The following is a 20,928-nucleotide window of genomic DNA, read 5'->3' on the forward strand; positions in this document are numbered from 1 at the left end:
CCAAACTAACACTAGAAATAATATTCCAACGCTACCTCAACAAAATCATCCTTTCGAGCAAAGAACAACAAGTCTTCTGGGGTTTCGTTCTCAAACAACCAAGCGTTTAATCGCCACTTGAGATTGTTGTTGATGCGGCTTGATGCTTCCAACTTAGCACTGTAGACATCGCTGTTGTCCAAGTCTTGAGTGATGCCCGTGAGCACCTCGGTGCCGTCTTCATCGTTCAAGGCGAAACGTGCACCAAGAAACACATCGTTTTGGCCGATGGTTTGGGCGTTGTTGCCTCGGCTGTCATACAGGTATTCAGCAATGAAGCCGATGTCCCAATAGGATTCAAGCGCCCCAACCCATGTGTATTCAAAGCCTGTTACCACGCCGGTGTGGTTGTCGTAGCTGTCGCGATAAATGCTTTCCAGCTTCCATAACCAGTCACCGATAATACCTTGAACATCGAGTCCGAAGTGCTGCATTTGCGCGTAATACGGTTTGAGCTGATTGCCTTCCACACGGTAATAAGGGTCGCGATTTGTGCCGCCTAAGTAGCTTAATCCCACATCCCAATCGCCGTACATTTGGCTATAACGCAATGCCACATCAACATGCTTTTCTTCTCTTGAAGATTCGTAAAGCGCATCGTCCGATACAGGCACGGTTGGCCTTAACCGACCGTCTTCCCCAGCGAAGGTACGCTCACGAAAATACGGCAGTAACATGGCATCGATGGTTCCCCAGTCTTTGGTTGAGGTGAAGTGCACCATAGGCTGACCTAACTTCGATTCGCCATCGACCGATTCAATGGCATCGGTTTGATTGACCACATCCACCAAATGCGCCGATTCGGTCACACCCCAGAACACCTTGCCGACACCGGCTCGCAGTTCGTAGTCATCCCAATACGTTAGGTATAGAGCTTCGCGAACGTCACCATGGGTTCGTTCATCGTCTTCGCTATCTAGGCGGTAAAACGGCGTGAAGGTAAAGCTGCCATTGCCCTCTTGTTGTTCCCAATAAAACTCTGGTTGTAACACCAGCGAGCTTTGCCCTTTATCTTGCCCTTGCAAGCCGTAGCTAAAGAACTGCCTGTGTTCAAGGTTAACCTGCCCTGCTAGCTCCGGGGTGACCTGTTCTACGAACTCAGAGCTAAAGCCTGCCGCAACACATGGCAACGACACTTGCATGAGCCCGACTGTCGCTGCCAAGGTTAAAGATAACTGCGTTCCTGTTAACACAATCCTTTTCATATTCTTGCCTTACTTTGCACGTTTGAGTGTATTTTTCTGGAAATCTTTGTCCTTAAGACCAGTTTGGAACGCTAAATCTGTCGTGGTTAGTACCGTGCTCTTGCCTGTTTGGTGGTTTTGCATCGACATAGTGTGCGCGCGCCAGTATTGGTTTAGGTATTGTTTGTAATCTTGGAACGAGAGGGTTTTCAGCAATGCGCCTTTACGGTCGTAAAACTCAACCTGAACGGGGCGGTAATATTGTTGGTCTAGCCATACCTTCTGCATGGTGTAGCCTGAGTTTTTGTCGGTCGGAACTTGCTCCAAGACAAAGGTATCGACGCCTTCAATTTTGGCATCTTCAATGTAGTTAAAGGTGTACTTTCCTAACTCGAACGAGCTCAAGTCTTCGTAAGCAAATTCACTGCCCATAAACGGGCCCGATTTGTTGCGTGAAGAGATGCGTTTTACACGTTTCAATGCAGGCAAGTACAGCCATTGGTCATCCGATTTAGAGATGTGTGAATGGTTCAAGAAAGCCGTGCCTTTTACGTCACGCGGCTCATCAAAAATGGTCAGTCCTTTGTCGCCATCATCATCCACTTCTAATGACTTCAATCGCATTAGGCGCGAGCTACTTTCGCCTTGTTTGTTGCGAAGTAGCATTTCCATGGTCGCAACTGAATCGCCCCACCCCATATCGACGGCTTTTCGTTGCTCGGCAATTTCTAAGCCTTTCGCAAGGTCGGCTAACGCAGGGAAAGCCGTGAACGTGCCGACGGTTAATGAGCTGACGGTAAATAATGTGGTAACGAGAGTTTGTTTAACGCTTTTCATAAATTTCTCCTTGAGTCAGCCCACCGCAGCAGGCTGACGATTCCTTATTTGGTCGATGTAGTAAGTTCGCCAGTCGAGCTAGGCTGCGATTTGGTATTAGGCGTGTTTGAATAGTGAGTCTGTTTGTCGAAGATCATCAGCAAGCTAGGCAGCAAAATGAAGTCGACCACCAGCGCTATGAAAATCACAATCGCGCTGAGTAAGCCCATGTCGGAATTGAGTCTGAAGCTCGACATCGCCAGCACAGAGAAACCCGCCACAAGTACGACAGTGGTGATCCACAGTGCTCGGCCAACGGTGTGGAAAGCGTAACGCACCGCTTCTTCTGCTGATTTTCCTTCCATTCTGGCGCGTTGGTATTTACTTAAGAAGTGCACTGCATCATCGACAACGATACCCAGTGTGAGCGTGACCACGACTGACAAACCTAGGTTGATTTCACCAGAGATAAGCGCCCACAAACCAAAGCCAATAATCGCAGGCGCAATGTTGGGCACTAGGCTGATGATGCCTAAGCGAACCGAGCGCAATGCAAATATCATCAAGCCAGAGATAAGCACTAAGGTGATTGGCAGAGTCGATAGCATGCTCGCCATGTTGGTTTCGCCGATATGGGCAAACATCAGTGACGGACTCGATGCCACCACTTCATACTGAGGCGCATTGGCTGCAAACCATGAGTAAATACGCTCTTCGAGTTCTACCAATTCCACACTGCCTAGGTTGTCGACTGTGAGTACCATTTTGATCGATGACTTATCGACGTTGATCTGGTTGTTCAAGTCCAAACCATAAGGCAGAGACATCTCGTAAAGCAGTAGATATTGCGCAGCAAGTTCACGGTTAAGCGGCAGTTGATAATAGCTATCGTCATCGCCATGCATGTTCTTATTCAAACGCATGTAAACATCGGAAAGCGTAGCGACATGGTCGGTTTCTGGTTGAACACGTAGCCAATCGGTAAAGTCACCAATCGCTTGCAAGAACACAGGATCGGCAATTGCTTGAGACTCGTTAGTTTTGACCGCGATGCTGATGGTCGTCATGCCGCTTACGGTCTCTTCCATGAAATCGGCGGCTTGTCTGAATTCGCTTGAGGTATCGAAATACTTCACCGATTCATCATTCACTTTGTTGAGTGGAATTAACGCGGCAGCGCCAACAATCACTAAGGTAGAAATAGGCAATAACGCTTTGCGATTAGCCACCACAAAATCGCCCAGTTTATCCATAAAGGTTACTTTGCTTTCCGCGGCTTCATTTGTTGGCAGAGTTTTCACTGGCAAGAGTTTTAATAGCGCAGGAAGCATAGTCACAGATAGGAAACACGCGATGATCACACCCAATGCCGACAAGTTGCCGAAGTCGCGCAATACGGGAGAATCCGACATGTTCATCATCAAGAAACCAATCGCGGTGGTCACCGAAGTAATCAAAATCGGCATCGCATTGAGCTTGATGCTGTACTGAATGGCTTGTGCTTTCTCCATCCCGCGCTGCATGGCTTGTCTCATGGTCACAATCACGTGAACACAATCGGCAACGGCAAGGGTTAATACCAAGGTTGGAACGTTAACCGTCGCAGTGCTGAGGAACATCCCTGCCCAGCCAGACAAACCCATGGTCGCGACAATCGAAGAGATAATCACAACTAAGGTAGCCACCACACTAAAGAACGAGCGCAACATAAAGGTAAGGAACACCAACACCACCAACAGCATTAATGGCACCAGCGTTGAGCTGTCTTCTTGAGCCGAAGTCATAAAGGCGTTGTTCATGGCAATGATGCCCGCTTTATGGAATTCAACATTGGGATATTGTGCTTCATAGCGGTCAATCATGGCGTTGATAGCCGCAATGACTTCTTGTACTTCCGCCGTTTTGTCCACTTCGGGCAATTGCACCGTCACGTTAACAATGGTCACGTCGCCAGAGGCCGATACTAAAGCATTCTTAAGCAGTGGTTCGTTGAGCGCGATCTGTTTTACTTTGGCGATCCGCTCTGGCGTGTGCTCGTATTCTTCGTACAGCAAGTCTTCCACTAAGAGGTCATCTTCAACCGCTTCGGTATGCTGATAATTGGCAAGCGAATCGACACGGCTTGAGTACGGGATCTGCCACGCATCGACCGTGAGGTTTTGAATTAAGGTGAGGGTTTCTGGAGTGAAGACATTGCCGCCTTCTGGTGCGACGACAATCGCGAGGTTGTCGGTTTTCGCAAAGGTGGTTTGGATTTCATCGAACGCCATCAACTGTTTGTTGGTGCCTTCGAAGAAGATATTGTAGTCCCCTCTAAAGTAGAGGTTCTTCGCCCCTAATGCAGAGAGCATGATGATCGAAAAAACCACCAGCAGAACGATAAACGAACGCTTGGTCGGTATTGAGTGCCAACTATTATTTAGATCCCCGTTTACGCTATCGACATTACGGTTATCTCGATTTTGGTGATCGAAAGCGGGCTTCTGGCTGTCATGTTCCATCACAGTCTCCATTTGTGACGATTCGTCATAGTTGTGTCTTAAAAAGCCAGCCGAAGCTGACAAAAACACAATTCTTAGTCATATACTCAAGAAAACCAAAACCACACTAGGCTAAACTTAAGTTTATGACGAATCGTCACTAATGGTTATTAATAAACCCACATAGGTGGGCTTAGTTGAAGCTTATCGACCTACTGACTCTAAGTAAGCGACTTCTTCACTGAACAGTTCTTGTTCTACACGGCGCCAGGTTTTGCGGTAGTCCCAATCAGTAGAAAGAGGCTGCCAGTTGAGGCCGTCTAAAATCATGTTCGCGTTATGTAAAACTGAATACGGGTCTTGTAACCGCTTGATACAATGACTGTTTGAAGCATTCTGAGACAAGGCATTTGAACCAAATGCGATTGACCAGTTGGCGAATACGATGGCATCTGAACCCACGCCAGAAGAGAACTTTAGGTCACCGGCTTCTACTGCTTGATTGACGAGCAGATCCGCTTGTTCGATAACGATCTCTTCTAATTGATTCATCTCGGCCACGCGTGCACTGGAGGCTTTCTCTAGTACCCATGGGCTTTTCGCCATAATCGCGCAAGTTGATAATACCGGTTCCATACGAGCATAAACTCGGTACGCAACGTGCAATGCGACAATCTTTTCGCGAGAGTTGCCTTCAAACTCTCCAGAACGAGCAAACAACAGTGCCTCAGACTTTAGAGAATGAATACATAACGCTAAAACCACGTCTTCTTTACTGCAAAAGTGATTGTATATCGTACCTTTAGAATAAGAGCTTGCCGCCGTTAGCCTATCCATCGTCAGATTTCCGAACCCTTGTTCTCGAACCAGATCTTTTGCTAACAACATCAATTCTACTTCTCGGTCGGCTATGGATTGCTGCTTCTTAGACAGCACCGCCTTGCAACCAAAGATACTTTGTTTATCGCCTTTACAACCAAAGCCAAACATAATTTTTCAGTCCGTATTTGAGCTTAGCTATTACCTAAGCTTAATCAGCATTTAAAACGCTCCTGTCCAATATATTAACACGAATAGTAAATTCATGTGGTCAACCATTTTGTGACGCTTCGTCATTTCTGACTTATCGTCATAATAGCGCAAATATTGATCATATCAAGGTGTTTTATAAATTAAATACAAGTTATGAATGTATGGATAAATAGGTCAATAAGTAGATAGAGAAATCATCAACAGTCACTAGAGAGAGAAGATAGGTGCTTTCATGGAGACAACACGAAAGATTAGAAGCTCATGCTTAACGTTAATAGACCACGTTATTTTAAGCCTTGGTGCAGAATCGGCCCCGAAAAAGACGCCCGTAAACCCCATCTTTAGCCACCTTCTGACCTAGAATGAATGAGTGTAGGCTTACTTTTTGGGGCAGACCTCTCCTTATGGTCAATATTTGGCTTACTAATGTCGTTTTCTGTTAAGTTGCTATAAATTCGGTAAGGGGTGACTTACAATAGTGACAACGACTTACCTTTTTTGAGAACACGATATTGAGCGCCAAATATTCTTATTTAGCTTGGCAAGTGAATACTTCTAGCCCAGCAGAAAAGCTGGTTTTATTGATGCTTGCAGATGGTGCTGATGAATTCGGTTACACCAATGTGTGCCTACAAACGGCAGGTCAGCTTTGTGCTCTCTCTACGTTTGGTTTAGCCGACTGCCTTAAGTGTTTAGTCGACCAAGGTTTCCTCGATAAGGTGAAAGTAGACTATCGAGATAAGAAAGAGATTCACGTTTTCAAAATGCTCATTGAGCAAGAGCAAGCTACGGTGCACGTTGAGGTTCAACCGACCAATAGTATTCCGGTCTACTCTACTGCACCTGCACCTGCACCTGCACCTGCACCTGCACCTGCACCCAAGTTTCAGCCTGCTCCGGCACCAATGCAACACATGCAGCAGGCCCCTCGCCCACAAGGTCGAGGCTCAATGAACAGCAACACCGTCTCTACTCATGATCTCAACGAAGAAGAGATACCATCATGGGCAGAACGTGCGTTTAAATTCTCCGGTTTGACCGGTGACCATAGTTTAGTATGGAAGAAATTTGTCCTCTGGTATAAAGCCAAAGCCAATGAATTAATGCCATTATCTCGGATTGAATCCAAGCTGCAGTACTGGCTAGTTAACGAGAAGCAAAATGAAAGACAACAACAGCAGAAGACCTCTCAATATTCAGGAAATGCAGGACAAGCTCAAGGAAATGGGTATAGACAAAAGCTTAGCCCATCTGAACGCTTCAGGCAGCAGCTCATTCAAAAAGGCAAAAAGCCAACCTTCTGAGCCAGCCCAACCTGTTGTACCTGACGCTACCGTGCAGCCTAACGCACCTGAAGTGATTGAAGCACAAAGTACAGAAGTAAAAGTAGCGACACCAAACGCTGCGGGCTCTGGTGCGTCTCAGCAAGTGCCTGTTGTTGATCAAGATCCAGCAGAGCTTGAGCTAACCGATTGGTGTATCCATGTGTTCGGTTCTTTCTTGAGCGTGTACGAAACTCAGTGGGAATACCAATACGGTAGTGAACCGAGCGGTAAGTTTCTTGAGTTTGCCCACTCTGTTGACTCAGACGGCCTTAACCGCGTGCTAATGCACTGCCATGAGCGTATTCAACTTGGCAACAGTTGGCCACCGCAAATGGGTGAGCTTTGGATCCTTAAAGATTCTTTGACCGAAGAAGAGCTGCTTGATAGCCGTATTCGTGTGTTGTCGCGCGCAGCTGTTAACAACATTGAAAAATGGCTTATCCAGAACAAACTGTACGACTTGAAGCGCACGGCTGAAAACAAGCTCGATGGCCTGTTTAAGAAATACTATTTGGAAGCAAAGCGTTTAGATGAGAAAGGCATGCTGGAAACAGAATTGCCGCAGTTCCTTCTTGCCGCTAACTCAGTGAAGAACTTGAACGACTTGAAACGCGAAGAGTATGAAAGCCAACACGGTAAAGCGATTAACCCAAGAATTCAGAAGATTCTAAACAGTAAGAAATAGCACTGCTCGCTTAACTTATACCGCTTAAGTCAGCGACATTACTATTCTACAGATACAAAAATGCCAGCTATCAAGCTGGCATTTTTTATGAATTCTTACGAACTCTTCAACGAACATCCATCATTAACTGTAAGTAAGTGACTCACTATCAGCTCGCCACTCACTATAAACAATTACAGTAGGTGGATAGTTGCGTTTAGCGTAAATACGCCAGAGTCGTCATCTTTCATTTTGAAGTTTTGGTAGCTAGCGCCTACAGATAGTGGGCCAAAGATGAAGTATTCAGCGCCTACACCGTACATGATATCCTCACCTGATTGCTTGAAGCCGTCAGATTTAAGATCGTAAGAGTGAACACCAGCCTTCGCGTATACGTGAAGAGGACCGAAATCGATACTTGGCTTGATCGCTAGGTAAGCAGTGCTTGCATCTAGGTTTGTAAGGTCACGGTTGCCGTACTTAACGCTGTCGAAAGAACCAAGATCCCAGTAACCCGCTTCAATACCGATTAGTGGCAGGATGCCTGTACCCACGTGGATACCCATCGCTGTTTCTTCTTCATTACCTAATGAGTTTTGACCACCCATTACGCCGCCGTACAACCAAGAATCAGCCATTGCTGTTGAAGATGCACCTAGCAGTGCTAGTGCCAATAACGTTTTTTTCATATTCGACCTTTTTCGTCCTAGTGGCAGGCCTTGAGTGGTAATAAATTGCCACCAAGTCGCCCTGTATGTAATAACTATTCAATTAGTAATGCAATAAGCAAGATTTATACCTAAACCTTGCTATTGCGTCTAGCTTTATTCCTTAGCAAGCATCAATCGCGTTTTTAACACGCTTATCTGATACTGGGTAAGGCGTTCCGAGCTGCTGTGCGAAGAAGCTTACACGAAGCTCTTCTACCATCCAACGCACCTCTTTTACATTTTCTGGAACCGCGATCCCTTTTGGGATTTTATTCAGCAGCTCTTTGTAATCATTCATTACTGACTCAACTTTGATCATATGCAAGCGATCTTTGTTCGGGTCAATCGGCAGTTTTTCCATGCGGCGTTCAATCGCTCTCATATAGCGTAGAATATCCGGCAGGCGTTTCCACCCACATTCTGTGGCAAACCCCTTAAAAATCAAACCTTCTACCTGAGCTTTTATGTCAGAAAGTGCGAATGCCATTGAAAGATCGACACGTCCTTTGAGCTTCTTACTGATGCTGAATGCGGTCGTTAGGATGGTTTCAACCTGTTGAGCAATCTCAACAACGCTGTCGCCCAGCTCTGCACGTACGTGTTCTTTCAGTGCTTCAAACTGCTCTGGTTCCCAAACCAAACCGCCCTTCTCTTCAATCAGCTTATCAATGCCACAAGCGATACAGTCATCGATAAGATCGAGTACCTGTCCGTATGGGTTGAAATACAAGCCAAGTTTCGATTTGTTCGGCAAGTTAGAGTGCAAGTATTTGATCGGCGATGGCACGTTCAACAGGATTAAACGACGCTGACCCGATTTCATTGCCGAGATCTGCTCTTGCTCGGTTTCGAACAGTTTGATCTCTACGCTGTCTTTAGAATCCACCAGCGCTGGGAAGGCTTTAACATCGTAGCCGCCGCGTTTCTGCTGGTAGACTTTTGGTAACTCACCAAAGCTCCACGTATGCAGGTTTTGCTGTTCGATGTCATCGTCTGCCACTTTAGAAAGCGTTTCTTGAACCTTGTCTTTCAGGCTCTCTTTCAATTCATGCAAGTCTTTCTGTTCTTTAAGCTTACGCTTGCGATGATCTACAGCGCGGAATGTTACCTTTAAGTGCTCTGGGATCTGGTCTAACTTCCAGTCATCACGTACCACTTCCACACCTGTCATGCGGCGCAGCTCTTTCTCAAGAGAATCCAACAACGGTGCTTCAAGTGGTGTCACACGAGCCAAGAAGGCATCGGCGTAGTTGGGCGCAGGCACAAAGTTACGGCGTAGCGTTTTAGGTAGCGACTTAATTAGGCTAATCACCAGTTCCTGACGTAGGCCTGGGATCTGCCAATCAAAACCGTTTTGGTCAATCTGGTTCAAGATAGGCAGCGGAATGTGTACCGTTACACCATCGTTGTCGTCGCCCGGCTCAAATTGGTAGCTCAGCTTCAGCTTGATACCATTTTGGTGCCAGAAGTTCGGATAATCCAAGTCAGTAACGTGGCTTGCATCACCGCGAAACAGCATCGACTTTTCGAAGTTAAGCAGCTCTGGTGTTTTCTGGCTGGTTTGCTTCCACCATGTATCGAAGTGACGGCCTGAAACAGCCTCTTCACCAACACGTTGGTCATAAAAGTCGAACAGTTCATCATCGTCGATCAAGATGTCACGACGACGCGATTTATGTTCTAGCTCTTCCACTTCTTGCAGTAGCTTACGGTTCTGCTTGAAGAAGGCGTGTTTGGTTTCCCACTCACCTTCAACCAAAGCGCTGCGCACGAACAATTCACGGCTGACAGTGGCATCAATCGCACCGTAATTAACCAAACGTTTCGGGATGATTGGGATTCCGTAAAGCATCACTTTTTCGTGTGCCATTACTGCCGCTTGCTTCTTCGACCAATGTGGTTCGCTGTAGCTGCGCTTAATCAGGTGTTTTGCTAGTGGTTCAATCCATTCAGGCTGAATCTTCGCGATAACACGACCCCAAAGTTTTGAGGTTTCCACCAGCTCAGCAGACATAATCCACTTAGGCTGTTTCTTAAATAAGCCAGACGCAGGGAAGATATGGAAGCGCGCATTACGTGCACCTTGATACTCATTCTTCTCTTGGTCTTTCATGCCGATGTGCGAAAGCAAGCCTGATAGCAGTGACATGTGAATGCCGTCGTAGCTGCCCGGTTCTGTATTCAGCTTAGTATCCAATTCACGCATCGCTTGGTGAATTTGGAAGTACACATCTTGCCATTCACGGATACGTAAATAGTTCAGGTAATCTTGCTTACACTGTTTGCGGAACTGGTTACTCGACAGCTCTTTTTGTTGCTGCTTAACGTAATCCCAAAGGTTCACAAACGTGATGAAATCTGACTCTTTATCAAAGAAGCGTTTGTGCTTATCGTCAGACGATTGTTGCTTGTCTGATGGACGCTCACGCGGATCCTGAATCGACAACGCAGACGCAATCACCATCACTTCGTGCAGACAGCGGTTGCTTGGCGCTTCAATCACCATACGCGCCAAACGTGGATCAATCGGCAGCTTAGCGAGCTTGCGACCAATCGCGGTTAGCTTCTTCTTGTCGTCGCCATGATTCTTGTTTTTGTTCGCAGACGGTTCGACTGTCGCGATCGCACCCAACTCTTCAAGCAGCCTTACACCATCTTGAATGTTACGTTTATCTGGCGCTTCAACAAATGGGAATGCTTGAATGTCGCCTAAGCCTAGCGCTGTCATCTGAAGGATAACCGATGCTAGGTTAGTACGAAGGATCTCAGGGTCAGTAAACTCTGGGCGTGATTCGAAATCTTCCTCAGAATACAGACGAATACAGATACCTTCAGCAACACGACCACAACGACCTTTACGCTGGTTCGCACTCGCTTGAGACACCGGCTCGATCGGTAGGCGTTGTACCTTGGTACGATAGCTGTATCGGCTGATACGCGCCGTACCCGGGTCGATGACATACTTGATGCCCGGAACGGTTAACGAGGTTTCTGCCACGTTGGTCGCCAGAACGATGCGTCGACCAGTATGAGACTGGAAGATACGGTTCTGTTCGCCAGCAGAAAGACGCGCGTACAGCGGAACAATCTCAGTATCACGCAGGTTACGTTTACTTAAAGAATCGGCAGTGTCACGAATTTCACGTTCACCGTTCATGAAGATCAAGATATCGCCTTGGCCTTCGTCACACAGCTCATCTACCGCTTCAAAGATACCTTCGATTTGGTCACGATCTGAATCACTTTCATCACCACCTAGTGGGCGGTAACGCGTATCTACAGGGTACGTTCGACCTGATACTTCAATGATCGGTGCATTGTTAAAGTGCTTCGAGAAACGCTCAGGATCGATGGTCGCTGATGTAATGATAACTTTAAGATCAGGACGCTTCGGCAGAAGCTCTCTTAGGTAACCCATGATGAAGTCAATGTTCAGGCTACGTTCGTGGGCTTCATCGATAATGATGGTGTCGTATTGACTTAAGAAACGATCGTGCTGAATTTCCGCCAGTAGAATACCGTCGGTCATCAATTTGATTTGTGTTTTATCAGAAATTTGGTCGTTAAAACGAACCTTATAACCGACAAAATCACCCAGCTGTGTTTCCATCTCTTCCGCAATGCGGTTGGCAACTGAACGTGCCGCAAGACGACGAGGCTGAGTGTGACCAATTAAGCCCATGCGGCCACGGCCAAGCTCAGAACAAATCTTTGGTAACTGAGTGGTTTTACCCGAGCCCGTTTCGCCGGCCACGATAACCACTTGGTTTTCAGCAATGGCTTTCGCAATGTCATCGCGCTTTTGGCTAACTGGGAGAATCTCTGGGTATTCGATGGTTGGTTTGTGCGAGGCACGCTGATTTGCCGTCATCATAGACTTGGCAATGTCTAACGCAATCTCATCGAAGACAACGTTCTTGGATTGTTCGTTTTTAATTCTACTCGCACCAGCAATTCGCTTACTCAAACGGAAGCGATCGCGCATCATACATTCGTTGAGCGCTTTACGAAGAGAAGCTGGGCTATTTTGAGATGCTTTTGTGTTGGCTGCTGCTGAATGATCGGCAGGTTTAGCTTTTGGTTGATTAGTTTTTGGTTGTTTAGCTTTTAAATGCTTAGCAGGTCGGTTCGATGCAGGCTTATTCGATTTCGCTTCGTTCTGTGAAGAACTTGGCTGTGCTGCATTCTTGTTGTTGTCTGCTTTTTCCGGAGACGAAGTCAAAGCGTGTCCTATTCTTGTACTTATTAAACTCGCGCGATTATATCACAAGTCTCAAACAAAAAAGCCTGACAGCAAAGGGAAAACCTTTTGCTATCAGGCTGATTAATCTCGCTAACACTAGCGAAGGCTATGAAAGCAAGGTCAAATGCAAGTCGTCTGTATAAAAACGGTGATTAGAAATCGTACCTAAAAAAGCCGCTTCTAGAACTCGTACTGGAAGTAAACCGTGTTGTAGTTACTGCCGCCTTTGATACGCCCGAACTGGGATGCGTTTTCAAAGATCGCAGAACGGTGATGCAATGAGTAGCCGAACCACAAGTTGTTCAAGTCATTCTTACCAATCAAGTCGCCGACGTTCACATCGAATGAGAAGTCTAAGTAGTTCAACAGATGGCTTGCTGTGTAACCTTTGCGCTCCATCTCAGAGCCTTCGATATAGGTAATCGAATCGATGTAAGACATACCCTCGGCCACACCAACACGCCACTGGGTTGGCCAATCAAAGGTGTAATACGCTTTGATCGCGATGATGTATTCAGTGCTGCTTGACTGAACCTCTGAACTCCAGTGATGCGCGATACCTGGCGTTAGGTAGATGTCCAATGGGAAGCCGAATACTTCATCCGTTAACGGGTGGCCATAGAAGAATGAGGTCAACTGGTTGTTGTATTCGTCTTTCTCTGTGTTGAACTTCATGATATCGCCAATATTGGATGGCGTTGCCCAGCCGTGGGCGACACGTAAATACGGCGCATTGCTCAACTTAGGCTTCGGTGCTTTCTCTTTGTCGTTAAAGAAACCAAAGCCAAGGTACAATTCACCTTGATAACGGTCTTCGACTATCGACGAATCGTAGGCATTATCGTCTAATCGAGTCACACTGGTTGAACCCAATAAGTACAAGTTTGAAACCACATGGTAACGCGCTTCAACGCCGACATTCAGATCTACACCTGCACCAATGGTTTCATTAGACGCTGAGTAATACTCGCTATTGAAGTCAGCACTTTTGTAACGAAGTGTCGCACTTGGGTAAAACTCCCAATCTCCGGTTTCATACTTGGCTTTCGCACGTAAGTTACCGTGGAGGTTGAATTCACTGTCGCTCATTAATTCCGTCTCGACAGACCAAGGACCATCAAGTTGGTAGGTCAGTTGAGCACCGAAGTCCGCCGTATCGCCTTCAATTGCGTTCTGTTCAGAAGCTGGGATATCAATAAAACGCATGCGAGAGATAGCATTAAAAGACCATTTCTCGTCATCTGTTTGATAGAGGTAAGCCCCCATCTCGGTACCATCAATGAACACATAGTCGTTCTTGAAAAACAGCATCGGCACGAATGAGTTAACCGATTGGTCACCACCAGACGTGTCATAAGGGATGCTCGCAGTACGGAACATTGCAGCGATGCCCCACTCTTGCTCTTCAGCAGCCCACGCATTAGCACTTACGAAAATGCCACTTAGGAAAGCGCTACTTAGTAAAACCACTCCAGTTGAAGTGAGAGTCGGTAAATATTTGAGCTTCATTCTTATGTAATTACTCTTTGTAATAAATAATGTGTTACTGAATAGACATTTATTAACCATGACGGCTAACTATTTTTAGGTTTGATCGGCATTGACCGTTACAATGTAGAATATTCTCGGTTAAATGAAAGTATTGTGAAAGTCTCCGAATTACAAAACATTATAGATCAGTTACCCAAAGATTCCGATCCAGATATTGTTATGGGTGATGCGTGGCTGCCCGAGCGTTTGGTGGATACCAACCTAGACGGCGACATGCTATTTCTTGAATTCGATAATGCCCCTGAAGACAATCAAGGGGATGAAGAAGGCCGTGGCTTTGTTGAGCACGAGATTGCTATGATTCGAGAAAAGCTCGAACTGTTGTTAGACGAGCCTTCCGATACCAAGACAAAAGCCGATGCTCTATTGGCAATATTTCTAATGGGTCATGAACTTTCTAGCTCGGAAGTTATCGAAATACTTGAATCAACAGAGCTTGAATCAACAGAATCTGACTCAGTAGAACTTGAAGCATCAAAGCTTGAAACCACAAAGCCAGACACGAGCAAGCTCGAAACAAAAGAACTCCACGACGACTAACCACCAATGATTTTAGGTACCGTATTGAAACCCTCTACGACATCATCTCTTCCCCTGTTACTCGCCGGACCCATATTAAGAAAAACCACCGCGACTGAAGTGGTACTTTGGTTAGCCACCAGCTCGCCCCTTGTTGGCCGGGCTGATCTTTATATTCGTGAAACTGAGCACATTCGTGAAACTGAACATAGTCTAGAAACAGACTTTTCTAACGAAAAAGAGCATCCTGAAGCAGAACAAGACCAACCGTTTTACACTTCATCGCTTGAAGAACATGATTCGATTCAAATCGGTACACATGCGTGGGTAACGCTAATTCGCTTGCAAGGTGAGTTTCCGACTAATACGCTTCTTGAATATGACATTCACACAGAGTCAGGTTCACTAAAAGAGCTCGCCCCTCACCTTGTTTACAACGGTAAATCTCGCGTTGAGTTTAAGGTATCGACCTCGGCTGATTATATTCTGCATGGCTCTTGCCGTAATCCGCATCATCCAAGCAAAGACAGCCTAGTCGCAGCCGATAACAAGGTAGCCGAGCAAACCGTCGCTGAAAGACCTGACATGCTGATGATGAGCGGCGACCAGATTTACGCCGACCATGTGGCAGGCCCAACACTTGATGCTATTCAGCAAGTGATTCAACTGCTTGGCCTTGTAGGTGAGAGCTTACCTACTGACTCACAAATTAAGCAAATCAACAGTAGTGACGCACTGTATAACAGTGAATACCACTTATATCAGCGTCATCACTATTTACCGCACCACACCGCTTCAGGATCCATGATCGATAAGTTCTTCCCGAATCGTGGCGTGCCGATTTTTAGCTCTACCGACTGCGAAAACCACTTGGTCACGCTGTCTGAGTTTATCGCGATGTACTTGTTGGTTTGGTCTCCAACACTGTGGCAATGTGTAAACCGAGAGCGTTTAATCGAGAATAACTTCACGCAAGGTGGACGCCAATTAACACCGACTGAGCAGCAACAGTGGCGTGATGAAAACGTCATCATGGATGATTTCATTGCAGGCTTACCGCAAGTACAACGTCTGTTCGCGCATATTCCAACGTACATGATCTTCGACGATCACGATGTGACTGATGATTGGAACCTTACCGTAGGCTGGGAACATGCCGTCGACCAAAACCAGTTCGCAACTCAAGTTATTGGTAACGGCCTCGCGGCCTACTGGATGTGTCAGGGTTGGGGTAACAAACCGGAGAGTTTCGACGAAGCGTTTATCGAGCAAGCAAAACAGCTTTTTGTCGATCAACCGCTCATGACTAAACAACCGCGCATTACTAAACAAACGTATAGCGAAGCCGGCAATGCAGTGACTACTGACTCTATTAGCAATATCGAGCCAGACAAGCATCAAGCCTTTATTGAGATGCTGAGTCGCTTTGAAGAGTGGCATTACACAATAGATACCTCACCCAAAGTCATTGTGTTGGATACTCGTACGCGTCGTTGGCGTTCAGAGTCTCGCATGAATAAGCCTTCAGGTTTAATGGACTGGGAAGCCTTGATTGAGTTTCAACATCAGTTAATGAATCAAGATAAAGTGGTGATCGTTTCTGCTGCACCGATGTTTGGCGTGAAGTTTATTGAAACACTGCAAAAGATGGCGACCACAATCGGCAAGCCATTAGTGATTGACGCTGAAAACTGGATGGCGCATCCGGGCAGTGCCAATACGCTGATCAGTATCTTTACCCATACCAAAACACCGACCAATTTCGTGGTGCTTTCTGGTGATGTTCACTACTCCTTTGCTTACGATATCAAGCTTAGGTATCGTCGCAACAGTCCGAACATCTATCAAATTACCTGCAGTGGCATTAAAAATCAGTTCCCTGCTTCGCTGCTTAAATTCTGCGATGTGTGGGACCGCCTGTTATACAGCCCTCGCTCAGTTTTGAACTATTTCACGAAGCGTAAGCGCTTAAAAATCGAGAAGCGAAGCCCTGATAATCAGACCTTCTATCGCCTTTCAAACCGCAGTGCGATTGGAGAATTGAGGCTAGACACTAATGGGAAACCGCAATCGATCACCACCCTGAGCGGCGATGGTAAGGTTACGCGTTTTCCGGAACCGGACTAGGAAGTGCTCCTTATCGCTTGCGTATCCGTAATGTCAGTTTTTAGTAAAGACGCTTGCGATCACACTCTGTAGACCCAATAGTTATAGTTGATAGCTATCAGGGTTACGGAACCCGATACAAATTTAAACTGGAGCTCGTTATGTTCAATTCTCTCACATCAATGTTTAAACAATTGATTGAAGGCCAGGACCTAAGCAAAAACCAAGGCACATCACCTAATGTCGCCATTGCGAGTTTATTGTGTGAAGTCGCGGGAGCCGACCATCAGATCAATGAATCAGAAAGAATCGCTAAGCTACAGCTTCTGCAACGTTTGCTGGATTTAGATGAAGAACAAGCAAAGGTGCTGCTAGAGCAAGCAGAACCGAAAGTAGAGCAATCAGTCTCACTGTATGACTTTACATCGCAACTCAGAGACCTGTCTCAGCCAGTGCGAATCGACTTAATCAAAGCGATGTGGGAAGTGGCGCACGCAGACGGTGAAATTGACCCTATCGAAGATTCTGTGATCCGTAAAACAGCGGAGCTGCTCTACGTTGACCACAGTGACTTTATCAAGACTAAGCTGAACGTACTCGGTAAAAGCTAACCAAAGGCTCTCTACTAGCATTAAGCCTCTGTATTAGCGTAAGCGGTCACCATGCATGATGCCTTTGAGCTCTAACGGCGTGCCCTTCTTAGTGACATAAAGGCCGCGCTGATTCGATACCAACACACTGCGCTTGCCTTGTGTTTGTTGAATGTATAAGTGCTTGATATTGAATGTCTGCTTATCTTGGGCCTGATCTTGATCCAATTGATAAAGGTAGTAGTGATTCCCCCAGCGCAAGAATACACCAAACATTTGCTTGGTTTGAGCGACATTCCCATCCATGTCATAACCAATGTACTGCATTTTGACTCGACCATTTTCCAATCGGAGCGAGATTCTCTCCCACCCGACCATTGGGTATTCCGCAGAAAATCGATAGGTACTTTTGGTTGCGAGCCCAGAAATTAAGCCTACATTTAGAATCACAAACAGCGTCAATAAGATAGGCATCCAAAACTTACGATTCATACTTATTGCCCTCGCTCATTGTCATTGTCGCCTTCGCAAGAGACAGTTTTAAACTGATGGCTTATCTCTTTCCAATGTCCATTTATCAAGGCGACGGCTTGGATATTCTGACACCCAACGCCAATGCGATGCAGATAGAGCGAATCAACACCGAGCTCTGACACGGCATCCAGCTCTTTTATAACGGCTTCATCAAAATTCAAACTGTCGTGATAAACATCCATACCTCGGTAGGCACTCTTATCTATAAAAAAAGCAAACTGATAAAACAGCATGAGAAGAAGCGCGCTGACTACAATTCCGGCAATACGAGATTGGTGACGAACGATAAAGTGCTTCGCCTTGAACTGACGTGATTGTGGATCCTGTTGCTTTGATTGCCCAGCTTGTTGGCTCATGCCTGAAGGCTTAAACGGTGGCGGTGATGTTAACTCATCAACGATGGTGGTTTTCTCTGAAACGATGCCTGCTTTCTCTGAAACGATGGCGGCTTTATCTGAAAACGCAGCTTCAACATGCGCTTCAGCGGTAGGTGTTGGCATCGATAAATAACTACCGACCTGTTTCAAACCATTGAAGCTGTACCCTTCCTTTTGAACCGTTAAGATTTTGCAATCACACTCAAATGAATTTAATGCCGTGCGAATGTTCTTAACCGCGACATTAAGTGAACTGCCCGTCACAACCCTGCCCGGCCAGCAATGCTCAAGTAAAAAGTCTCGACCAACGGCTTTTGGGCTGTTCTTAACTAGATGCTCAAGAATCAGGCCTTCTGAGGGGGATAAGGTGACCCGCTTACCAGATTCCGAATCAATGAGTGTGTTATTAATCAACTCAATGCCCGAAGCGTCTAAGGTGATTTTTTCATGGCTATTGGCGTTCATTTCGGCGAGGTGTTCATAAATAAAAAGGTCATCAAAAAAGTGTTTGTTTGGTCGAACTAATAGCAAACCATACATAGAAAAGAGTAGTGATAAGTTTAGCCAATAATTAAGCTAAATATAAGCTCAGCGAGTAACAATATAAGCTCAGCAGGTAACAAGATAAAATAACAACAAGGTGAGTCAGTCACGTAAACTCACTCACCTTTGAACATAGCCAAGGTTTAACTCTAAACTGGTCATGCCCTATATTAAAACCTCGTCGTTACGCAATCTGAAAACGAGGTCACAATTCTGTTCTAGCGAAATTAGAGTTCCAGTTTGAATCCAAGTTCACTGACCATAACTTCAGCGAAGCCAAGCTTTACTGCATTCAACTGATTGGCAACCTCGCGCGCTTGCTCTTCGTTTTTAGCCAATATTGCCATTGAATAGACTGGCCTGATCATCGCTTTTTGGTTTGGTTTCTCTTCTGCTATTTCTTGATGTTTTAAGTAAGCAGACGTAATCACACCTTGAGCACTCCAATCGACAACCATTTGCAAATCTTCGCTAATAACCTCATCGACAATGAATTGATTCTCAGGCTCTTTCCAAGCGAGTTCTACTGCGTAGTTTGTGAAAGCGACATCCGTGTTTAACCACTTATTACCGATGTCTCGGATTTCAGTCACCTCTACAAGCTCTTTAAATTGGAATGGTAAGTTACCAATCAAGTCTCTAACGTGCTGCTCACTGTCCGCTTCAATCACAAACTTAATCATCGGAAACTTTTTATCCCCAATAAAGCTTTGTGATACGAACATATCGTGTACCAAGCCCGCATCAATCAGGTTGGCAAATGCTTTTTTCTGATGAGGCATTGCCTCAAATACGGCTTGGGCGTCATCGGTTTTCCAAGCCACTGACACGCCGTATGCCGCTGCGTGGGCATGGGTTGAAAAAAGAATGGCTGAAAATAGAAAGCTAAAAATAGCTAAAAAGGTTCCTAGAGTTGTTTTCATTGTGGTGGCTTCCTAATTAGTCGCGAATAATTTCATACAAGTTAGGGTCAGCAGAAACCCCTTCAATTTTTAAAGGTGGTAATTCTTTTCTCATCGCCTGTATCGCATCATGGAAATGCTTTTTGCTTTCCCACTCTGCAACATTAATAAAACGGTATGTCGCATCCGAGCTTAAAGAGCGGTGCAATTTGGTAGAAATATATCCAGGTTGCTTCACCAATACGTCTCGCGCATCTTCCCAATACGTTAACGTAGCGGCTTCATGGGCTGGCTCGACTGAAAAAGTGTTTATCAATACAACGGGTTGTGCCGAAACCAACGCACTTACGCTTAGCGCCCCCAGTGCCAATCCATACTTAATAATGTTCTTCATCCTATTCTCCTTGTTTTGGGTGAGCTAACGCTACCACCTAGCCCTACCCAATCAAGGTCGAGACCTGAGATTTAATATTAATTAAAAAGCTAAATTTCAAACGAATATTATTCACTCGTAAAATAAGCGATGTAGCCATTCACTATTGATAAACCACTTGTTGAAATTAGGTTTCTTTGGAAGGAAATTTTCCTTGAATTACAGGCACAAAAAAACCACCTAATAAGTAGGTGGCTCTTCATTTTAATAACTCACAAAATTCAGGCTAACTTTAAGTGTTTAACCTTTCAGTATTTAACCAAGCGCCTCTCTGAAATACAAACGATTACAACATCGTCAGCGCAAGCTTTGCCAAGTTATAAGCGTCAACATAACCAGAGTGCTGACGACCTTCCCACTCAATGTTTTTCGCTTCTTGAGCAGCACGGTGACCAATACGTTTCTCTTTCAATCGATTCTGAACTCGATAAAGCGTGGCGATATTCAAGAACTCGCTGAACGGAGGTTCGATACCTTTCTCAATACACTCTTTGTGTAAGATAAGATCGTCGCGTCCCCACGCTGCATAGATTTTCTTTGGGCCACCGAAGTTCTTAATCATCGACTTGATAACAGACTCTAATGGGCGACCCTGTTTTTCGATTTTACGAGGGGTAATGCCCGTTAACTCGGCGCAAAATAGAGAGACTTCGTCTTTTTCGGGCTTAACGTAATATTGCGCGCGCTTCACGATGGTTCCAGATACAAGATCGATCTCAGCAAGACCAATTTCAATGATCTCCCCTGTTGTTCCTACACCGTCTTCGCTCCAACAGCACATTTCCAAATCGAAACACACCACTCGATTGTGATTCATACGTCGCCTAATTCTCTCGTCAAAAATTTCGTGAAATTGTACATGAGCCTAATAAAGAACTCG

The 20,928-nt window shown here is 45.7% G+C and carries 17 protein-coding genes; 5 read left to right on the forward strand and 12 right to left on the reverse strand.

Annotated features, from left to right (window positions below; all coding sequences use genetic code 11):
• Nucleotides 1-11: 11 nt before the first annotated feature.
• From AACR09_RS10545 to AACR09_RS10560, 4 genes are all read right to left on the reverse strand, one after another.
• Nucleotides 12-1,244 carry a hypothetical protein gene (locus AACR09_RS10545; RefSeq protein ID WP_193834929.1) on the reverse strand — a complete coding sequence of 411 codons (1,233 nt, stop codon included), beginning with the start codon at nt 1,242-1,244 and terminating at the stop codon, nt 12-14.
• Nucleotides 1,245-1,253: 9 nt separating this feature from the next.
• Complete coding sequence (locus tag AACR09_RS10550; protein ID WP_102568871.1) at nt 1,254-2,060, reverse strand: outer membrane lipoprotein-sorting protein; 807 nt, start codon at nt 2,058-2,060, stop codon at nt 1,254-1,256.
• 44 nt (nt 2,061-2,104) lie between these two features.
• On the reverse strand, nt 2,105-4,603 hold the full coding sequence (locus AACR09_RS10555) for an efflux RND transporter permease subunit (RefSeq protein ID WP_193834930.1): 2,499 nt from the start codon (nt 4,601-4,603) through the stop codon (nt 2,105-2,107).
• 120 nt (nt 4,604-4,723) lie between these two features.
• The gene (locus AACR09_RS10560) at nt 4,724-5,509 is read right to left on the reverse strand and encodes a TetR/AcrR family transcriptional regulator (RefSeq protein WP_017083379.1); all 786 of its coding nucleotides are present in this window, start codon (nt 5,507-5,509) and stop codon (nt 4,724-4,726) included.
• Nucleotides 5,510-6,063: 554 nt separating this feature from the next.
• Here AACR09_RS10560 and AACR09_RS10565 point away from each other — a divergent pair.
• Both AACR09_RS10565 and AACR09_RS10570 read left to right on the forward strand, forming a co-directional pair.
• Nucleotides 6,064-6,855, forward strand: a complete 792-nt coding sequence (locus tag AACR09_RS10565; RefSeq protein WP_102567093.1) for a hypothetical protein — start codon at nt 6,064-6,066, stop codon at nt 6,853-6,855.
• Nucleotides 6,776-7,561 (forward strand): hypothetical protein, encoded by a 786-nt coding sequence (locus AACR09_RS10570; RefSeq protein WP_017077898.1) that lies wholly within the window; start codon nt 6,776-6,778, stop codon nt 7,559-7,561. The genes AACR09_RS10565 and AACR09_RS10570 overlap by 80 nt, the downstream gene beginning before the upstream one ends.
• Nucleotides 7,562-7,734: 173 nt before the next feature.
• Here the strand turns inward: AACR09_RS10570 and AACR09_RS10575 are convergent, their stop codons facing one another.
• From AACR09_RS10575 to AACR09_RS10585, 3 genes are all read right to left on the reverse strand, one after another.
• Entirely contained in the window at nt 7,735-8,229 is a 495-nt protein-coding gene (locus AACR09_RS10575) for an outer membrane beta-barrel protein (protein ID WP_017077897.1), read from the reverse strand.
• Between the two features lie 142 nt (nt 8,230-8,371).
• Nucleotides 8,372-12,472 (reverse strand): ATP-dependent RNA helicase HrpA, encoded by a 4,101-nt coding sequence (gene hrpA / locus AACR09_RS10580; protein ID WP_193834931.1) that lies wholly within the window; start codon nt 12,470-12,472, stop codon nt 8,372-8,374.
• Between the two features lie 201 nt (nt 12,473-12,673).
• Nucleotides 12,674-14,002, reverse strand: coding sequence for a MipA/OmpV family protein (locus AACR09_RS10585; RefSeq protein WP_193834932.1), 1,329 nt, complete (start codon nt 14,000-14,002; stop codon nt 12,674-12,676).
• A gap of 81 nt (nt 14,003-14,083) precedes the next feature.
• Here AACR09_RS10585 and AACR09_RS10590 point away from each other — a divergent pair, with 81 nt between their 5' ends.
• The 3 genes from AACR09_RS10590 (at nt 14,084) to AACR09_RS10600 (ending at nt 17,280) form a co-directional block, all read left to right on the forward strand.
• Nucleotides 14,084-14,584, forward strand: coding sequence for a hypothetical protein (locus AACR09_RS10590; protein WP_193834933.1), 501 nt, complete (start codon nt 14,084-14,086; stop codon nt 14,582-14,584).
• Nucleotides 14,585-14,590: 6 nt separating this feature from the next.
• Nucleotides 14,591-16,690, forward strand: coding sequence for an alkaline phosphatase family protein (locus AACR09_RS10595; RefSeq protein ID WP_193834934.1), 2,100 nt, complete (start codon nt 14,591-14,593; stop codon nt 16,688-16,690).
• Between the two features lie 140 nt (nt 16,691-16,830).
• The gene (locus AACR09_RS10600; protein WP_017083371.1) at nt 16,831-17,280 is read left to right on the forward strand and encodes a tellurite resistance TerB family protein; all 450 of its coding nucleotides are present in this window, start codon (nt 16,831-16,833) and stop codon (nt 17,278-17,280) included.
• Between the two features lie 33 nt (nt 17,281-17,313).
• Here AACR09_RS10600 and AACR09_RS10605 read toward each other — a convergent pair whose 3' ends face one another.
• From AACR09_RS10605 to AACR09_RS10625, 5 genes are all read right to left on the reverse strand, one after another.
• Nucleotides 17,314-17,751 carry a hypothetical protein gene (locus AACR09_RS10605; RefSeq protein WP_017077881.1) on the reverse strand — a complete coding sequence of 146 codons (438 nt, stop codon included), beginning with the start codon at nt 17,749-17,751 and terminating at the stop codon, nt 17,314-17,316.
• A gap of 2 nt (nt 17,752-17,753) precedes the next feature.
• Complete coding sequence (locus AACR09_RS10610) at nt 17,754-18,710, reverse strand: winged helix-turn-helix domain-containing protein (RefSeq protein WP_193834935.1); 957 nt, start codon at nt 18,708-18,710, stop codon at nt 17,754-17,756.
• A gap of 230 nt (nt 18,711-18,940) precedes the next feature.
• Nucleotides 18,941-19,636 carry a hypothetical protein gene (locus AACR09_RS10615; RefSeq protein ID WP_193834936.1) on the reverse strand — a complete coding sequence of 232 codons (696 nt, stop codon included), beginning with the start codon at nt 19,634-19,636 and terminating at the stop codon, nt 18,941-18,943.
• 16 nt (nt 19,637-19,652) lie between these two features.
• Nucleotides 19,653-20,009 carry an antibiotic biosynthesis monooxygenase family protein gene (locus AACR09_RS10620; protein WP_004734744.1) on the reverse strand — a complete coding sequence of 119 codons (357 nt, stop codon included), beginning with the start codon at nt 20,007-20,009 and terminating at the stop codon, nt 19,653-19,655.
• A 325-nt stretch (nt 20,010-20,334) separates the two neighbouring features.
• A complete protein-coding gene (locus AACR09_RS10625; protein ID WP_004734743.1) occupies nt 20,335-20,865 on the reverse strand; it encodes a 3'-5' exonuclease in 531 nt (176 codons plus the stop codon).
• Nucleotides 20,866-20,928 lie beyond the last annotated feature (63 nt).

The sequence above is a fragment of the Vibrio sp. OPT20 genome, assembly GCF_963889365.1.
GTDB classification, from domain to species: Bacteria; Pseudomonadota; Gammaproteobacteria; order Enterobacterales; family Vibrionaceae; genus Vibrio; species Vibrio splendidus.

Coding starts and splice junctions, on each gene's coding strand:
- AACR09_RS10550 (WP_102568871.1), bottom strand. CDS start 2,060: ATGAAAAGCGTTAAACAAACTCTCGTTACCACATTATTTACCGTCAGC.
- AACR09_RS10545 (WP_193834929.1), bottom strand. CDS start 1,244: ATGAAAAGGATTGTGTTAACAGGAACGCAGTTATCTTTAACCTTGGCA.
- AACR09_RS10585 (WP_193834932.1), bottom strand. CDS start 14,002: ATGAAGCTCAAATATTTACCGACTCTCACTTCAACTGGAGTGGTTTTA.
- AACR09_RS10620 (WP_004734744.1), bottom strand. CDS start 20,009: ATGAAGAACATTATTAAGTATGGATTGGCACTGGGGGCGCTAAGCGTA.
- AACR09_RS10610 (WP_193834935.1), bottom strand. CDS start 18,710: ATGTATGGTTTGCTATTAGTTCGACCAAACAAACACTTTTTTGATGAC.
- AACR09_RS10605 (WP_017077881.1), bottom strand. CDS start 17,751: ATGAATCGTAAGTTTTGGATGCCTATCTTATTGACGCTGTTTGTGATT.
- AACR09_RS10575 (WP_017077897.1), bottom strand. CDS start 8,229: ATGAAAAAAACGTTATTGGCACTAGCACTGCTAGGTGCATCTTCAACA.
- AACR09_RS10600 (WP_017083371.1), top strand. CDS start 16,831: ATGTTCAATTCTCTCACATCAATGTTTAAACAATTGATTGAAGGCCAG.
- AACR09_RS10570 (WP_017077898.1), top strand. CDS start 6,776: ATGGGTATAGACAAAAGCTTAGCCCATCTGAACGCTTCAGGCAGCAGC.
- AACR09_RS10625 (WP_004734743.1), bottom strand. CDS start 20,865: ATGAATCACAATCGAGTGGTGTGTTTCGATTTGGAAATGTGCTGTTGG.
- AACR09_RS10615 (WP_193834936.1), bottom strand. CDS start 19,636: ATGAAAACAACTCTAGGAACCTTTTTAGCTATTTTTAGCTTTCTATTT.
- AACR09_RS10560 (WP_017083379.1), bottom strand. CDS start 5,509: ATGTTTGGCTTTGGTTGTAAAGGCGATAAACAAAGTATCTTTGGTTGC.
- AACR09_RS10595 (WP_193834934.1), top strand. CDS start 14,591: ATGATTTTAGGTACCGTATTGAAACCCTCTACGACATCATCTCTTCCC.